The following is a 15083-nucleotide window of genomic DNA, read 5'->3' on the forward strand; positions in this document are numbered from 1 at the left end:
GTCTCGTGGTCGGTCGGGCCGGTGGGCGTCGTCGGGCTCCGAGCTCGTGCGACGGACGCCACGAGCGTAGTCTTACAGCATGTAGTAGTGGTCCCTGGACAGGAGCAGCTCACTCGATCCCTCGTCCAGGAGGTCCAGATGACCAGTCAGCTGCTCGCCGCACCACAGCCGGTGCCCGCCGGCGCGATCGTCCAGTGGGGGTGGCTGACCATCACCGTCGCCAACCTGCTCGTCGTCCTCGGCATGATCGTCGTCTTCGCGCTCGCACTCGTGCTGCCCTTCCCTTCAGCGCACGAGGACGACGAGCCATGAACGGGCCGGCCACGACGCCCGGACCGACGAGCCGCGGCAGCTGGACCGAGGCACTGACCCGTTGGGTGGAGGGGCTGGTGCCTCGCGGACAGTGGCTTCCCGACCGTCAGCCCGTCTATGTCGCCTCGTGGATCTACGTCTTCGGAGTGGCCTGCCTCGCCAGCCTCGTCGTCATCATCGCGTCGGGGCTCGTGCTCACCCTCGGTGGGGTCACCTGGTGGCACGCCAGCACGTTCGGCCACTTCGTCAACTCGGTACACCTCTGGAGCGTCGAGCTCTTCTTCGCCACGATGGTGATCCACCTCTGGGGCAAGTTCTTCATGGCCTCGTGGCGCGGCAACCGTGGACTGACCTGGGCGACAGGGGCGCTCGCCTTCTTCGGCTCGTTGGGCACCGCCTTCACCGGCTACCTGATCCAGACGAACTTCGACTCCCAGTGGATCTCGACCCAGGCCAAGGACGGTCTCAACGCGGCGGCGATCGGTGCCTGGTTCAACGTCATGGACCTCGGCCAGATGGTGCTGTGGCACGTCTCGCTCCTGCCGCTCGTCGTCGGGTTCATCGTGGCGGTCCACCTGTTGCTCGTGCGGCGGCGCGGCGTCGCCCCGCCGATCGGAGCCGTCGACCCGTCGTCCGAGCCGTCGTCCGAGCCGTCGTCCGAGCCGCGGTCTCCTGTAGCCGCACCAGCGTCGACGAGGAGCCGGAGATGAGCGTCCGCAACGGTGGCTGGGGCCCGACGCCCGACCCCCACGCCTTCCCGACCCGCCGGTACGACCTCGTGCGGGAGTTCGTCGTCGCGCTCGTCGTCATGACGGTGCTGTCGGTCGTCGCAGCACTCGTCTTCTCCTCACCGGACGAGCCTGCGATCTCCTTGCAGCAGTGGGCGCGTCAAGCCCCGGCCGACGTCGTGGCGACGGCCGCCGGCGAGCTGGCAGGCACGACGACGACCGGGGGCTACGGCCCGCCGTACAACGCCGGGTCAGAAGGGCAGGTCCTCGGTCCGCTGTCGTTGCAGAAGCTGCCCGGCGTCACCGAGCCGGTCGACGCCGCAAAGGATCTCGTCCTCGACCCGGTGCGCACGGCGACAGGGGACGCCGCGGTGACGGCGGCGCTCGGAGCGTGGGACGGCGCGACCCCCGACCAGCAGCAGGCCTGGGCGAGCGCGTACTCCGACGCGCTCGGGCAAGCGCCGGAGGGCGACCCCGCGAAGGTGGCGACCGGCGACTACGGTCCGGTGCCGGTCATCGCCGCCGAGGAGGAGAAGCTCGCCGAGAGCGGTGCCCTCGAGGGACTGCTCACCTCGCGGACGAGCTTCTTCGGGGTGGACAGCACGAGGGCCCTGCTGCTGCTCGCCGACGGGACGTACCTCGAGGACGCGGCCCGGGCGCAGAACCTCGGCGGTGACCAGTGGGGCATCATGAACGAGACCGGCAACTACCCTGGCCAGCCGTGGCTCTGGCTCTACTCGTTCTGGTACCAGGTGCCGCCCTTCGCCACCTCCGAGAACGCGGACGTGCAGGTCTGGGCCCTGATGATCCTGCTCAGCATCGGGTTCGTCTGCATCCCGTGGATCCCGGGCCTGCGCACCCTGCCCCGGCACCTCGGGGTGCACCGGCTGGTGTGGCGCGGGCAGCGGTGACCGTTCGGCGCCGCCCCGTCGTGGGGCGGCGCCCCTCGCTCAGGCCAGGTCGACCGCGAGGTGCGCGGCCCCGATGATCCCGGCCTGGTTGCGCAGCTGGGCCGGGACGATCGGGCAGCGGGTCTTCAGCTTCGGGATGAACTCGTCGCCGTCCTTGCTGATGCCGCCGCCGACGACGATGAGGTCGGGGGAGAAGAGCTTCTCGATCGTGTCGTAGTAGACCTGCAGCCGCTCGACGTACTCGTCCCAGGAGAGGCCCTCGATGTCCTTGCGCGACGAGGCTGCCCGGTCCTCGGCGTCGTAGCCGTCGATCTCGAGGTGGCCGAGCTCGGAGTTCGGCACGAGGCGTCCGTCGTGGATGAGCGCGGAGCCGATGCCGGTTCCGAGGGTGGTGAGGATGACGAGGCCCTTCACGCCCTTGGCGGCTCCGTAGTACATCTCGGCGAGGCCTGCGGCGTCGGCGTCGTTGAGGACGGTGACGGCTCGGCCGGTGTGCTCCTGGATGAGCGCCTCGGCGTCGGTGTCGATCCACGTGGGGTCGATGTTGGCGGCCGAGAGCACGGTGCCGCGGATGACGACGGCGGGGATGGTGACGCCGATGGGGGAGTCGCCCGTGACGTCGGCGAAGTGGTCGACGATCTCGTCGACGACCTCGGCCACGGCGTCGGGAGTGGCCGGCTGCGGGGTGTCGATGCGCAGCCGCTTGCCGGCGAGCTCGCCCTTCTTGAGGTCGACGGGTGCGCCCTTGATGCCGCTGCCGCCGATGTCGATGCCGAGGGGCGTGCCCTTCTTGGCCATGGTCCCTGCTTCCTTGTCGAGGACGTCGTGATCGTTGAGGTTCGTTTGAGGTTCGTTTGAGGTTCGTCGAGGTGGTGGGTGGCGCACCCGCGCCTACGGCTGGGCGCCGTCGGCGAGGGTGAGGATCTCGTTGCCGTCCTCGGTGATGAGGATGGTGTGCTCGAACTGTGCCGAACGGGAGCCGTCGCGCGTGACGACCGTCCATTTGTCGTCCCACATGTCCCACTCGTGGGTGCCGAGGTTGAGCATCGGCTCGATGGTGAACGTCATGCCCGGCTCGATGACGGTGTCGTAGTGGGGCGCTGCGTCGTAGTGCGGGACGATGAGGCCCGAGTGGAACTCGAGGCCGATGCCGTGGCCGGTGAAGTCGCGCACGACCCCGTAGCCGAAACGCTTGGCGTAGCTCTCGATGACGCGGCCGATGACGTTGAGCTGGCGGCCCGGGCGAGCGGCCCGGATGCCTCGCATCATCGCCTCGTGGGTGCGCTCGACGAGCAGGCGCGACTCATCGTCGACGTCGCCCACGAGGTAGGTGGCGTCGGTGTCGCCGTGCACCCCGTCGATGTATGCCGTCACGTCGATGTTGACGATGTCGCCGTCGTCGAGGGGGCGTGAGTCGGGGATGCCGTGGCAGATGACCTCGTTGACGCTCGTGCACACCGACTTCGGGAACGCCTTGTAGCCGAGCGGGGACGGGTAGGCGCCGTGGTCGAGCATGTAGGCGTGGGCGATGGCGTCGAGCTCGTCGGTCGTCACGCCGGGGGCGATCGCCCTGGACGCCTCGACCATCGCGTTCGCGGCGATGCGTCCGGCCACCCTCATCTTCTCCACGAGCTCGGCGTCCTTGACGTGCACGTCGCCGTCCTCGCGCGGGTTGACCACGTCGACGTAGTGCGGGCGCGCGATCGATGCCGGCACTGCCCGGCGCGGACTGACGGCGTGCGGGGACACCCGCGGGTGGAGCAACGGCATACGGTGGAGTCTAGGTCGTTCGCGGACGGCGTCCACGACGGGCGCCCACGAGACGGACCCGGTTCGACCACTCGTCCGGCCACCCCTCCGCGACGAGATCCTCGAGGAGAAGGAGTCCGCACGTGAGCTTCTGGTACAACGTCGACACCGGCCAGGTCGAGACCGACGAGAACCGCAGCCGCGGCGAGCAGGTGCTCGGCCCGTACGCGTCCGAGGCCGAGGCGCGCGCCGCCCTCGACACGGCTCACAAGAAGACCGAGGAGTGGGACGCCGAGGACCGCGAGTGGAACGAGCGCGGCGCCGCCGGCAAGGGCGACGGCGCCTCGTCCTGACGTCGCGTCCTGACGTCGGGTCCTGACGTCGGGTCCTGAGCAGGCTCCCGCCTGCCCGCTCACGGACCGGGCGGGCGACTCGAGCTCAGGACTCGAAGGAGTGGCTCGCGTCGGGGAAGGCGCCCGACTCGACGTCGGCGGCATACGCCCGGGCGGCGTCGAGCAGCGTGCCGCGAAGGTCGGCGTACTTCTTGACGAAGCGGGGCGCCTTGCCGCTGCGCAGGCCCGCGAAGTCGCTCCACACGAGCACCTGGGCGTCCGTGCCGCGGCCGGCGCCGATGCCGATGGTGGGGATCTCGAGCACCTCGGTCACCCGCGCCGCGACCGGCGACGGGACCATCTCGAGCACCACCGAGAATGCGCCCGCCTCCTGGAGCGCGCGCGCCTCGTCGACCAGGGCGTCGGCCGCGTCGCCGCGCCCCTGGACGCGGTAGCCGCCGAGCTGGTGCTCGCTCTGCGGGGTGAAGCCGACGTGCGCCATGACCGGGATGCCGGCGCCCGTGAGTGCCCTGACGAGCGGGACCATCGCGGTGCCGCCCTCGAGCTTCACGGCGTGCGCGAGCCCCTCCTTCATGAGGCGCACGGCGCTGGCGAAGCCCTGTTCGACCGAGGCGCCGTAGGAGCCGAAAGGCAGGTCGGCGACGACGAGTGCACGACGGGCGGCCGAGGAGACGGCGCGCACGAGCGGGATCATCTCGTCCAGCGTGACCGGCACTGTCGTCTCGTAGCCGTAGACGTTGTTGCCGGCCGAGTCGCCGACGAGCAGCACGGGGATGCCTGCCTCGTCGAAGATCTGCGCGGCATACATGTCGTATGCGGTGAGCATCGCCCAGCGGCGTCCCTCGGCCTTCATCGCCTGCAGATGGGGGATGCGCACGCGTCGTGGGAGGGGTGCGGTCCCGCCGGGTGCGCCCGACGTGGCGGGAGGCTCGCTGCCACGGCTGCCCGAACCGTAGGGACTCTGCTCCTCGGGGGCGTCAGTGCTCATGGCCGGAGCATAACGGCGGCCCTGAGCAGCCCTTCGCGGCCCGTGGACGCTCAGCAGGCCGCCTCTGTGACAGATGTGGTCTGTATCCGAGACAGAGGCATCTTGGGAAGGGTTCGGGCGGAGTCCTTTACGAACAATTTACGTTCTTTGCCCCGAACTGCCTTGCCGCACAACTTTTTTCGATTTCTGTCCTGCTACTGGCCACTTTGTCCTTTCTGTGTGTTGTCATACCCGAGGCGCCGGATGGACGGCGTCTGTGACCAGGAGGACAAACCTTGAACAAGCGTCAGTGGAGCGCTGTCTCGGGGCTGGCCGTGGGGGCGCTCGTCGTCACCGGCCTGACCGCCCCGATGCAGGCTCAGGCAACGCCCGTCGCGAAGGCCCCGGTCAGCGGAGACCCCGCTGCCATCCAGGCCTCGCAGCACGACAACCTGCCCAACCCCCTCGCCGAGGCCAAGTCCGCGGAGCGCCAGGACGCCGTCCGCAAGCTCCTCAAGGGCGAGGCCACGACGAAGACCATCGGTGGCAACCGCGTCATCGAGGTCAAGACGACCGCCAAGAACGGCAAGGCAGCCACGTCGCGTTACATCGACTACCCCGTGAGCCGTGAGGAGGACATCTTCACGATCCTCACGGACTTCGGCACGCAGACGAAGGACGGCTTCAGCACGGCCCCCGGGCCGGTGCACAACCAGATCGTCAGCCCCGACCGCAACTGGGACGGCAACGCGACCGACGACAACTCGACGTACTGGACCAAGGACTTCAACCGGGACCACTACCTCGACATGATGTTCGGCGACGGCGAGTCGTTCAAGGACTTCTACCTCAAGCAGTCCAACGGCCGGTTCCTCGCCAAGGGCGACGTCTCCGACTGGGTGACGGTGCCCTACAACGAGGCCCGCTACGGCGCCAAGAACAACGCCGACGGCTACTGGAACTACGTCAAGGACACCGCCGCCGCCTGGTTCGCCGACCAGAAGGCCAAGGGCAAGACCGACGCGGAGATCGCCGACTACCTCAAGCAGTTCGACAAGGTCGACCGCTACGACTACGACGGCGACGGCAACTTCAACGAGCCCGACGGCTACATCGACCACTTCCAGGCGATCCACGCCGGAGAGGGCGAGGAGGCCGGCGGCGGTGCCCAGGGCACCGACGCGATCTGGTCGCACCGCTGGTACGCCTACTCCACCGACGCCGGCAAGACCGGCCCCGAGCAGAACAAGCTCGGCGGCGTGCCGCTCGGCAACTCGGGCATCTGGATCGGCGACTACACCACCGAGCCCGAGAACGGCGGCCTCGGCGTGTTCGCCCACGAGTTCGGCCACGACCTCGGTCTGCCCGACCTCTACGACACCAACGGCGGCGACAACAGCACCGCCTTCTGGACCCTCATGAGCGGCGGCTCGTGGCTCAACCACGGCACCGACTCCATCGGCACGACGCCCGGCTACATGGGCCCGTGGGAGAAGCTCCAGCTCGGCTGGCTCGACTACAAGACGGTTCCCTACGGCACCGACATGACGGTCAAGCTCGGCCCCGCCGACAAGGCCAGCAACACCAACTACCAGGCGCTGGTCGTGCCGCTGCCCGAGCGCACCGTCTCCTCCAAGCGCAACACGCCCCACTCCGGCTCCGGTGAGTGGTGGAGCGGCTACGGCGACAACCTCAACGCCACCCTCTCGCGCACCATCGACCTGACCGGCGCGACGACGTCGGCCTCGGTCGACGCGTGGGTGCAGGGCAACCTCGAGGTGGACTACGACTACCTCTACGGTGAGGTCTCCGCCGACAACGGTGCCACCTGGACCCAGGTCGGCTCGCCCGTCAACGGTGTCTTCGCGTGGGCGCAGAAGAGCTTCGACCTGTCCGCCTACAAGGGCAAGTCGGTGCAGTTCCGCTTCCGTGTCGCCACCGACGGCGGCGTCTCCAGCGAGGCCTTCGTCGACGACGTCACCGTGAAGACCGACGGCGTCACCGGTCCGGTCGACGACGTCGAGTCGGGCGCGGGCGCCTGGAAGGCCAACGGCTTCAGCATCATCGACGGCACCTCGTCGAAGAAGGTGCAGGACGTCTACTTCGCCGAGAACCGCGTCTACAGCGGCTACGACAAGACGCTCCAGACCGGCCCGTACAACTTCGGCTGGGGCACCACGAAGCCCGACTGGGTGGAGCGCTTCCCGTACCAGAACGGCATGCTCGTCTGGTTCGCCAACGGTGAGTACGCCGACAACAACACGAAGGACCACCCCGGTGGTGGCGAGGTCCTGCCGGTCGACGCCCGTCCGGCGCCGGTCATGCTCGACGGCAACGTCCGCCTGGGCAACCGTCGTCAGCCGTTCGACGCCACCTTCGGCCAGGAGCGCACCGACGCGGTGACGTTCCACCGCAACGGCGTCCCGACCACGGTCCCGTCGCAGCCGGCGATCCCGACCTTCGACGACCGCGACCCGAACCGCTACTGGTCGGCCGCGAACCCGTGGGCGTCCACCAAGGTGGCCGGCTCGGGCACGACGATGACCGTCGCGAAGACCGCCGACGGCGGCAACGAGCTGCAGGTCATGGTCAAGTTCAAGTGACCGCAGGGTCATGACCGCGAGGGCCCCCGGGGACGAACCCCGGGGGCCCTTCGCGTCCCCGTCGGAAAGTGGGCACTCGAGGGAAGCTGGCGTCGAGTGCCCAGTTCCCGACGGGCTCCACCCGTCGAGTGCCCAGTTCCCGACGGGCCCTACGCGTCGAGTGCCCACTTCCCGACGGGCCCCACGCGTCGAGTGCTCGGTTCCGGACGGCATACGGGAACGCACGTCCACAAAACGTGTCACGTCACATGCACGAAACAGCGATGCGGCAGGATCGACACATGAACCGTCAGGAAGAGTTCGTGCTGCGCACGATCGAAGAGCGCGACATCCGATTCGTCCGTCTCTGGTTCACCGACGTGCTCGGCACCCTGAAGTCGGTCGCCGTCGCGCCGGCCGAGCTCGAGGGGGCCTTCGCCGAGGGCATCGGCTTCGACGGTTCGGCCATCGAAGGCTTCGCGCGCGTCTACGAGGCCGACATGCTCGCCAAGCCCGACCCCTCGACCTTCCAGATCCTGCCGTGGCGCGGCGACCCTCCCGGCACGGCTCGCATGTTCTGCGACCTCCAGCTGCCCGACGGCACGCCCAGCTTCGCCGACCCGCGCCACGTGCTGCAGCGCGCCCTCGGCAAGGCGGCCGACCTCGGCTTCACCTTCTACACCCACCCCGAGATCGAGTTCTTCCTGCTCGAGCAGGGCCGCGGGCCCGACGGTCGCCCGGTGCCCGTCGACGACGCCGGCTACTTCGACCACGTGCCGCACGGCACCGGCCACGACTTCCGCCGCGCCGCGATCACCATGCTCGAGAACATGGGCATCTCCGTCGAGTTCAGCCACCACGAGGGCGCGCCCGGCCAGAACGAGATCGACCTGCGCTACGCCGACGCCCTCAGCACGGCCGACAACATCATGACCTTCCGCACGGTCGTCAAGGAGGTCGCCCTGACGCAGGGCATCTACGCGACGTTCATGCCGAAGCCCTTCTCGGAGCACCCCGGCTCGGGCATGCACACGCACCTCTCGCTCTTCGAGGGCGACTCCAACGCCTTCTACGAGGCGGGAGCCCCCTACCAGCTGAGCAAGGTCGGTCGTCAGTTCATCGCGGGGCTGCTGCGGCACGGCGCCGAGATCGCGGCCGTGACCAACCAGTGGGTCAACTCCTACAAGCGGCTCTGGGGTGGGGGAGAGGCGCCCGCGCATCTCACGTGGGGTCACAACAACCGTTCGGCGCTGGTCCGCGTGCCGATGCACAAGCCCAACAAGGGCCAGTCGACGCGGGTCGAGGTGCGCTCGCTGGACGCCGCCTGCAACCCGTACCTCGCGTTCGCCGTGCTGCTCGGTGCCGGGCTCAAGGGCATCGAGGAGGGCTACGACCTCCCGCCCGAGACCGAGGACGACGTGTGGAGCCTCACCGACGCCGAGCGTCGCGCGATGGGCATCAAGCCGCTGCCGGCGTCGCTGGGCCGGGCGCTCGAGGTGATGGAGGAGAGCGAGCTCGTCGCCGACGTGCTCGGCGAGCACGTCTTCGACTTCTTCCTGCGCAACAAGCGCCAGGAGTGGCTCGACTACCGCCACGAGGTCAGCCAGTTCGAGCTGAACCGCTACCTGCCGAGGCTGTGACCCGCCAGACGCCGATGTCCTCACGCACCAGCACCACCGAGGGGGCCCTCGCGCGCCTCGGCTTCGCCGACCCGAAGCGTGCCGCCGGGCTGCTCGACGACCGCGCGCTGCTGCCGCTGCGCGCGGCGTTCCCCGACGGCCAGCTCGACGACCTGGTCGGCGTCGTCGGCGACACGGCGGATCCCGACCAGGGGCTGCTGGGGCTCGTCCGCGTGGCGGAGTCGCTTGCGGCACAAGGCGACCCGTCCGAGTGGGGCATCTCCGCGTTCGCCCGCGAGCTCGCGACGGACGGTCCGGGGCGCGCGCGCGTCGCCGGCGTGCTCGGCGCCTCCACGGCCCTCGTCGACGAGCTCGTGCGCCATCCCGAGCACTGGGTCGACTGCGTCGACGCCGAACGGCGGCCCGGCGAGCAGGTGCGCCACGACCTCGTGCACGCCGTGACCGGGGGTCGCGGTGACCGCACGCCGCTCGACGCCCTGCGCATCGCGTACCGGAGGGGCCTGCTGCGCATCGCCGCGCTCGACGTCACCGCCGCGGACCCGCTCGCGGAGATGCCGGCCGTCGGCGAGGCGCTGGCCGAGCTCGCCGAGGCGGCCCTGGACGCAGCCCTCGCCATCGCCCGCGAGGAGTACGGCGACGGCCACGAGGCCTGCCGGCTCGCCATCATCGGCATGGGCAAGACCGGCGGCGGCGAGCTCAACTACGTCAGCGACGTCGACGTCATCTTCGTCGCCGAGCCCGCCGAGGGCGCCGACGAGGAGACCGCGCTGCAGGTCGGCACCGCGTTGGCCACGGCCACGATGCGCGCGTGCTCGGCGCCGACCCCCGAGGGCAGCCTCTGGCCCGTCGACGCGGCCCTCCGGCCGGAGGGCAAGCAGGGCCCCCTGGTGCGCACCATCCGCAGCCACAAGGCGTACTACGAGCGCTGGGCCAAGACGTGGGAGTTCCAGGCACTGCTCAAGGCGTGGGTGTCCGCGGGCGACAAGGAGATCGGTCTGCGCTACAAGGCCGAGATCGCCCCGATGGTGTGGGAGGCGGCCGGCCGCGACCACTTCGTCGAGGACGTGCAGGCGATGCGGCGTCGCGTCGAGCAGCACGTCCCGGCCAACGAGGCCGCGCGCCAGCTGAAGCTGGGCCCGGGCGGCCTCCGCGACGTCGAGTTCAGCGTCCAGCTTCTCCAGCTCGTGCACGGCCGCACCGACCCGAGCCTGCGCTCGGCCACCACTCTGGAGGCGCTGTCCGCGCTCGCTCGGGGTGGCTACGTCGGCCGCGACGACGCGGCCATCCTCGACCGGGCCTACCGCCACCTGCGCTGCCTGGAGCACCGCATCCAGCTCCACCGACTGCGCCGCACCCACCTGATGCCCGTCGCGGAGGCCGACCTGCGCCGGCTCGGACGCGCCATGGGCCACCGCACGCACCCGGAGCGCGCGGTCGTCGCCGACCGCCAGGCGTCCGCGCGCGAGGTGCGGCGGCTGCACGAGCGGCTCTTCTACCGGCCGCTGCTCGCTGCGGCGGCCAAGCTCAGCCCGACCGAGGCGCGGCTCAGCCCCGAGGCCGCCAAGCAGCGCCTCCTCGCGCTCGGCTTCCGCGACCCCGCCGGCGCCCTCCGTCACATCGAGGCGCTGACCACCGGGGTGAGCCGGCGAGCCTCGATCCAGCGCACGCTGCTGCCCGTCATGCTCGGCTGGTTCGCCGACGAGGCCGACCCCGACGCCGGGCTGCTGTCGTTCCGGCGCGTCTCCGACGAGCTCGGCACCACCCACTGGTACCTCAAGATGCTGCGTGACGAGGGCCGTGCCGCCGACCGGCTGGCGCACTGCCTCGCCCGCAGCAGGTATGCCGCCGACCTGCTCGTGCGCTCACCCGAGAGCGTGTCGATCCTCGGTGACGACAACGGGCTCACGCCCCGGTCGCGTGAGGCGATCACGTCGACGATGCAGTCCGCCGCGGGTCGCCGCGAGTCGGCCGCCGACGCCGTCGCCGCCGTCCGGGCCATCCGCCGTCACGAGCTGCTGCGCATCGTGATGGGAGACCTCGTCGGTGTCGTCGACCTGCCCGGTGTGGGTGCTGCGCTCAGCGACCTCACCGCGGCGACGATCCAGGTCACGCTCGACGTCGCCGTCAAGGAGGTGGAGCGTCGGGAGGGCGAGCCGATCGGCGGCGACATCCTCGTCGTGGGCATGGGCAGCCTCGGTGGCCGCGAGCTCGGCTACGCCTCCGACGCCGACGTCATGTTCGTCCACCAGGCGCACCCCGGCGCCGAGGAGAAGGACGTGCAGGCCCGCGCCACCCTCGTGGTGCAGGAGCTGCGCAAGCTCCTCTCGGGCTCGGGACCCGACACCGCCCTGGGTCTCGACCCCGACCTGCGGCCCGAGGGCAAGGCCGGCCCGCTGGTGCGCAGCGTCGACTCGTTCCGCACCTACTACGAGCGCTGGGCTCTCACCTGGGAGTTCCAGGCGCTGCTGCGAGCCACCCCCATCGCCGGGCCACAGACGCTGGCCGACGCGTTCCTCGAGCTCATCGACCCGCTGCGGTGGCCCGAGGGCGGCATCGACGCGAGCCAGGTCCGCGACATCCGCACCATGAAGGCCCGAGTCGAGAGCGAGCGGCTGCCCCGAGGAGCCGACCCGCGGACCCACATCAAGCTCGGCCGTGGCGGGCTGAGCGACGTCGAGTGGGTCGTGCAGCTGCACCAGCTCCAGCACGCGCACGAGCGCCCGGCGTTGCGCGTCACCGGCACGATGGCGGGTCTGTCCGCGCTGGCCACCGAGGGCCTGGTCTCCGCCGAGGACGTCAAGGCGCTGCGCGAGGCGTGGCAGCTCGGTTCGTCGATGCGCAACGCCGGTGTGCTCTGGCGGGGAAGGCCGATCGACAGCGTCCCGTCCGACGTGCGTGACCTCGACGGCATCGGTCGGATCATGGGCCGCCAGGCGGGCGAAGGAGCCGGACTCGCCGAGCTGTGGCGGCGTGTGGCCCGGCGCGCCCGCCACGCGACCGATTTCAACTTTTACGACACCCCAGCTGGGGGTAGCGTCGTCACGTGAGCTCGAGTCAGGGGACCGGCAGCGTCGTGCCGACATACGCCGCCGTCCTACGCGTGCCTCGGTTCCTGCCGATCTTCCTCGCGAACGCCCTGTCCATGTGGGGCGACTACATCGCGCGCGTCACGATCGCAGCGGTGGTGTTCGAGCGCTCCCGGTCGCCGCTGGCCACCGCGACCACCCTCGCGGTCAGCCTCGTGCCGACCTTCTTCGGCCGCAGCCTGATCGGGCCCATCGTCGACCGGTTCCCCTACAAGTGGGTGCTCATCTGGTCGCACCTGTTGCGAGCCACGTGCGTGCTCGGCCTGATGTGGCTCGTCATGCAGGGGTCCGCGCTGTGGGTGATGTTCCTCGTGCTCTTCGCGCTCGAGCTCATCGGGGGCGCCTCGGCCGCTTCGAACATGGTGCTGCTCACCGACCTGTTCGAGGACCGCCACCTCTACGCCAGGGCGGTCGGCCTCGGCGCCATGTCCGAGCAGTTCAACCAGGCCATCGGGCTGGCCGTCGGTGGTGCCCTCGTGGCCCTGGTCGGCCCCGAGACCGGTCTGCTCTTCGACCTCCTCACCTTCGTCGTGGCCGCCCTCGTCATCCTCTTCGTCGTGCAGCTGCGCCCCGTCACGGGTGAGCGTGGCCGGGGCCTGCGTGGCTTCGCCCGCGACCTGTCCACCGCAGCCGGCGACCTGGCCCGGCATCCCGTGCTGGCGCGGCTGGTCACGCTCAGCGCCGTGGCCTGCCTCGGCATCGCGGCCCCGGAGGCGCTGGCCATCCCGATCGCCGGTCAGAACGGCTGGGGTGGGGTGCTCATGGCCGCCCCCATCGTCGGGGCCGTCGTCGGCATCGTGCTCATCGGTCGCCGCGACGTGCACCAGCAGAACCGGTCCATCGTGCCGCTGGCGCTGTGCATGCCGCTGCCGCTGCTCGCCACCGCACTGCGCCCACCGATCTGGGTGGTGGCGATCCTGTTCTTCGGCTCGGGCATGCTCCAGGCGTTCATGGTCCCGCTGCAGGCGACGTTCGCCCTGGTCACCGAGCCGGAGCTCCGCGGTCGCATCTTCAGCCTCGCCGGCTCGGTCTCCATTGCCGCGGCCGGCGCGTCCTACCTCGCCGCCGGGTGGGTCGGGCAGCACACGAACGCGTACTGGGGCGTCACGATCTGTGCCGCCGTCTGCCTGGCCCTCGTGGCGCTCCTCGCCGCGACCTGGCCGCACCGCCGCGTGCGCACGGCCGTCGACCTGGCGTACGCGCCGACGACCTCCCACGCGGCCTGAGCCGCGGGGAGGCCGACGCGTACGGTCAGCGGGTCAGCGGCGCATGCCGTTCGCGTCCAGCATGGCCACCCACGTGGCCTGCCACATGACGCCGGTCGCCGGGAGGTGGTGGGCGGACTGCCAGGCCTTGAGGCGAGTCTGGGTCGTGGAGGCGAAGGTCCCGGTGGCAGACACTCCGAGGGCCTTCTGGATCGTCTTGACGGCCGGCCCGGTCATGCCGGGCTTGAGCAGCATCCCCGAGCGCGGCACCATCTCCTTCAGCAGCGCGCTGGCCCCGGCGGGCGCCGCGACGGTCGGGTAGGTCGAGCAGCGTCGAGGGTTGGCGGCCACGTAGATCGAGGCCCAGTTCAGCGCCGAGGGACGGCAGGGGCCCCAGTCGACGGGGGCGACCTGCTTGCTCCAGAAGGAGGTGCGGCCCAGCGCACCCTCCCACGACAGCGAGATGTGGATGTGGTTGCGGTGGCACGTGGTGTCGTACGCGGTCGTCGGCGTCGTCGCGCAGGAGCTGTAGGGACGCCAGCCCTCGGAGGAGCGGTAGGAGCTCCACATCTTGTTGTTCCAGATGATGTACATGACCCCGAGGCGGCGGGCGTTCGCGTACGGGTTGCCCGCCTTGTCGGTCGCGAGCAGCCACGCGATGAGGGCGTTGGCGTTGGTGCGCTGCGTCGTGTCGCGCACGTTGAAGAACGTGTCCACCGCGCGCCCGTCGTAGTGCTCCGACGGCTTCGTCGCCGAGGTGCACGACCGCACCAGCCCGTAGGTGTTGGCGTACGTCGCCTTGATGAGCTGGGCGAGCTTGACCGTGCCGGCCCGGTTGCGCATGTCGCAGGCGACCCCGGGGACGTAGGGCGAGAGCCGCTCGATGCCGGCGGGCAGGCCCGTGGGCGTGGCCGGGACGGGCGGCGTGCTGGTGCCACCCGCGGTGGCGGCCGGCGCGACGGACCAGACGAGGGCGAGCGCGACGAGCGTTGCGAGCAACAGGCTGAGCGTGCCGCGCGGGGACCGGCGTCGGGACAGGGCTGTGTGGTTCATGACGAGTTCTCCGAAACAGGGTGTGCGAGACCCACCCGGGCGCGAGGCAGGGTGGCAGGGCGCGAGGGGTGTTGTGTTGTGAACCCGGTTGCGTGGAGAGGGGCGGTCAGGGGGCCGCGGCACGGGTGGGGCAATTACAACCCATTTGTCCGGTTACTGCACAGTCTTCGAAAAAACCGTTGGACCGACACGCCGTGCGTTGGTCGGGGTCCTGGGGTTGCCGGGGGTGGGTCGACCGACCTGTCGCGACATGTCCGTCATCTACTCGCGGCAACTTCCCAGAAACGTGAAATCCATTGCGCCTAAATGGAAAAAGGCTGAAAGTTGCGGTCGAAAGCGGTGTGTTCCGGGGCTTCGGACGTAGCCTGTGGTTACGGCCGCACATGCCTCGGGGGGCGAGGATGCGGCCGCGGGGGGAGATCCGCTCGAAAAAAACTGGCGTGTCTCCCGGGCAAGGAGGGCTTCGTGCCTGGGGGTGAGAGACCATGGTCGACGAC

12 protein-coding genes are annotated in these 15083 nt (G+C 70.2%); 8 read left to right on the forward strand and 4 right to left on the reverse strand.

All coding sequences use genetic code 11. From position 1 onward, the window contains the following. Positions 1 to 138 precede the first annotated feature (138 nt). Genes ACYVNR_RS10325 through ACYVNR_RS10335 form a run of 3 tightly spaced genes read left to right on the forward strand, consistent with a single transcriptional unit; the run spans position 139 to position 1951 of the window. Positions 139 to 312: a hypothetical protein gene (locus ACYVNR_RS10325; RefSeq protein WP_461047982.1), complete on the forward strand. Its 174-nt coding sequence runs from the start codon at positions 139 to 141 to the stop codon at positions 310 to 312. Next, positions 309 to 1022: a cytochrome b N-terminal domain-containing protein gene (locus tag ACYVNR_RS10330; protein WP_461047983.1), complete on the forward strand. Its 714-nt coding sequence runs from the start codon at positions 309 to 311 to the stop codon at positions 1020 to 1022. The genes ACYVNR_RS10325 and ACYVNR_RS10330 overlap by 4 nt, the downstream gene beginning before the upstream one ends. Next, positions 1019 to 1951 (forward strand): hypothetical protein, encoded by a 933-nt coding sequence (locus tag ACYVNR_RS10335; RefSeq protein WP_461047984.1) that lies wholly within the window; start codon positions 1019 to 1021, stop codon positions 1949 to 1951. Before ACYVNR_RS10330 ends, ACYVNR_RS10335 begins: the two co-directional genes overlap by 4 nt. Positions 1952 to 1990: 39 nt before the next feature. Here ACYVNR_RS10335 and ppgK read toward each other — a convergent pair whose 3' ends face one another. Together ppgK and map are read right to left on the reverse strand one after the other, a co-directional pair. Further along, complete coding sequence (gene ppgK / locus ACYVNR_RS10340; RefSeq protein WP_045192619.1) at positions 1991 to 2749, reverse strand: polyphosphate--glucose phosphotransferase; 759 nt, start codon at positions 2747 to 2749, stop codon at positions 1991 to 1993. A 93-nt stretch (positions 2750 to 2842) separates the two neighbouring features. Further along, on the reverse strand, positions 2843 to 3721 hold the full coding sequence (gene map, locus ACYVNR_RS10345) for a type I methionyl aminopeptidase (RefSeq protein WP_461047985.1): 879 nt from the start codon (positions 3719 to 3721) through the stop codon (positions 2843 to 2845). 122 nt (positions 3722 to 3843) lie between these two features. Between map and ACYVNR_RS10350 the strand changes: the two genes are divergently transcribed. Then, on the forward strand, positions 3844 to 4053 hold the full coding sequence (locus ACYVNR_RS10350; protein WP_045192617.1) for a methionine aminopeptidase: 210 nt from the start codon (positions 3844 to 3846) through the stop codon (positions 4051 to 4053). An 85-nt stretch (positions 4054 to 4138) separates the two neighbouring features. On the opposite strand, the gene panB is transcribed toward ACYVNR_RS10350, so the two are convergent. Continuing rightward, positions 4139 to 5041, reverse strand: a complete 903-nt coding sequence (gene panB / locus ACYVNR_RS10355) for a 3-methyl-2-oxobutanoate hydroxymethyltransferase (protein ID WP_461047986.1) — start codon at positions 5039 to 5041, stop codon at positions 4139 to 4141. A gap of 275 nt (positions 5042 to 5316) precedes the next feature. On the opposite strand from panB, the gene ACYVNR_RS10360 reads away from it, so the two are divergent. The 4 genes from ACYVNR_RS10360 (at position 5317) to ACYVNR_RS10375 (ending at position 13554) form a co-directional block, all read left to right on the forward strand. Further along, positions 5317 to 7623, forward strand: coding sequence for an immune inhibitor A domain-containing protein (locus ACYVNR_RS10360; protein ID WP_461047987.1), 2307 nt, complete (start codon positions 5317 to 5319; stop codon positions 7621 to 7623). Between the two features lie 281 nt (positions 7624 to 7904). Further along, complete coding sequence (glnA, locus tag ACYVNR_RS10365) at positions 7905 to 9242, forward strand: type I glutamate--ammonia ligase (RefSeq protein ID WP_045192615.1); 1338 nt, start codon at positions 7905 to 7907, stop codon at positions 9240 to 9242. Between the two features lie 14 nt (positions 9243 to 9256). Next, positions 9257 to 12289: a bifunctional [glutamine synthetase] adenylyltransferase/[glutamine synthetase]-adenylyl-L-tyrosine phosphorylase gene (locus ACYVNR_RS10370; protein ID WP_461047988.1), complete on the forward strand. Its 3033-nt coding sequence runs from the start codon at positions 9257 to 9259 to the stop codon at positions 12287 to 12289. Next, on the forward strand, positions 12286 to 13554 hold the full coding sequence (locus ACYVNR_RS10375) for an MFS transporter (RefSeq protein ID WP_461047989.1): 1269 nt from the start codon (positions 12286 to 12288) through the stop codon (positions 13552 to 13554). Before ACYVNR_RS10370 ends, ACYVNR_RS10375 begins: the two co-directional genes overlap by 4 nt. 33 nt (positions 13555 to 13587) lie before the next feature. Here ACYVNR_RS10375 and ACYVNR_RS10380 read toward each other — a convergent pair whose 3' ends face one another. Further along, positions 13588 to 14586, reverse strand: a complete 999-nt coding sequence (locus tag ACYVNR_RS10380) for a peptidoglycan-binding domain-containing protein (RefSeq protein WP_461047991.1) — start codon at positions 14584 to 14586, stop codon at positions 13588 to 13590. Between the last annotated feature and the right edge of the window lie 497 nt (positions 14587 to 15083).

The sequence above is a fragment of the Terrabacter koreensis genome, assembly GCF_054783315.1.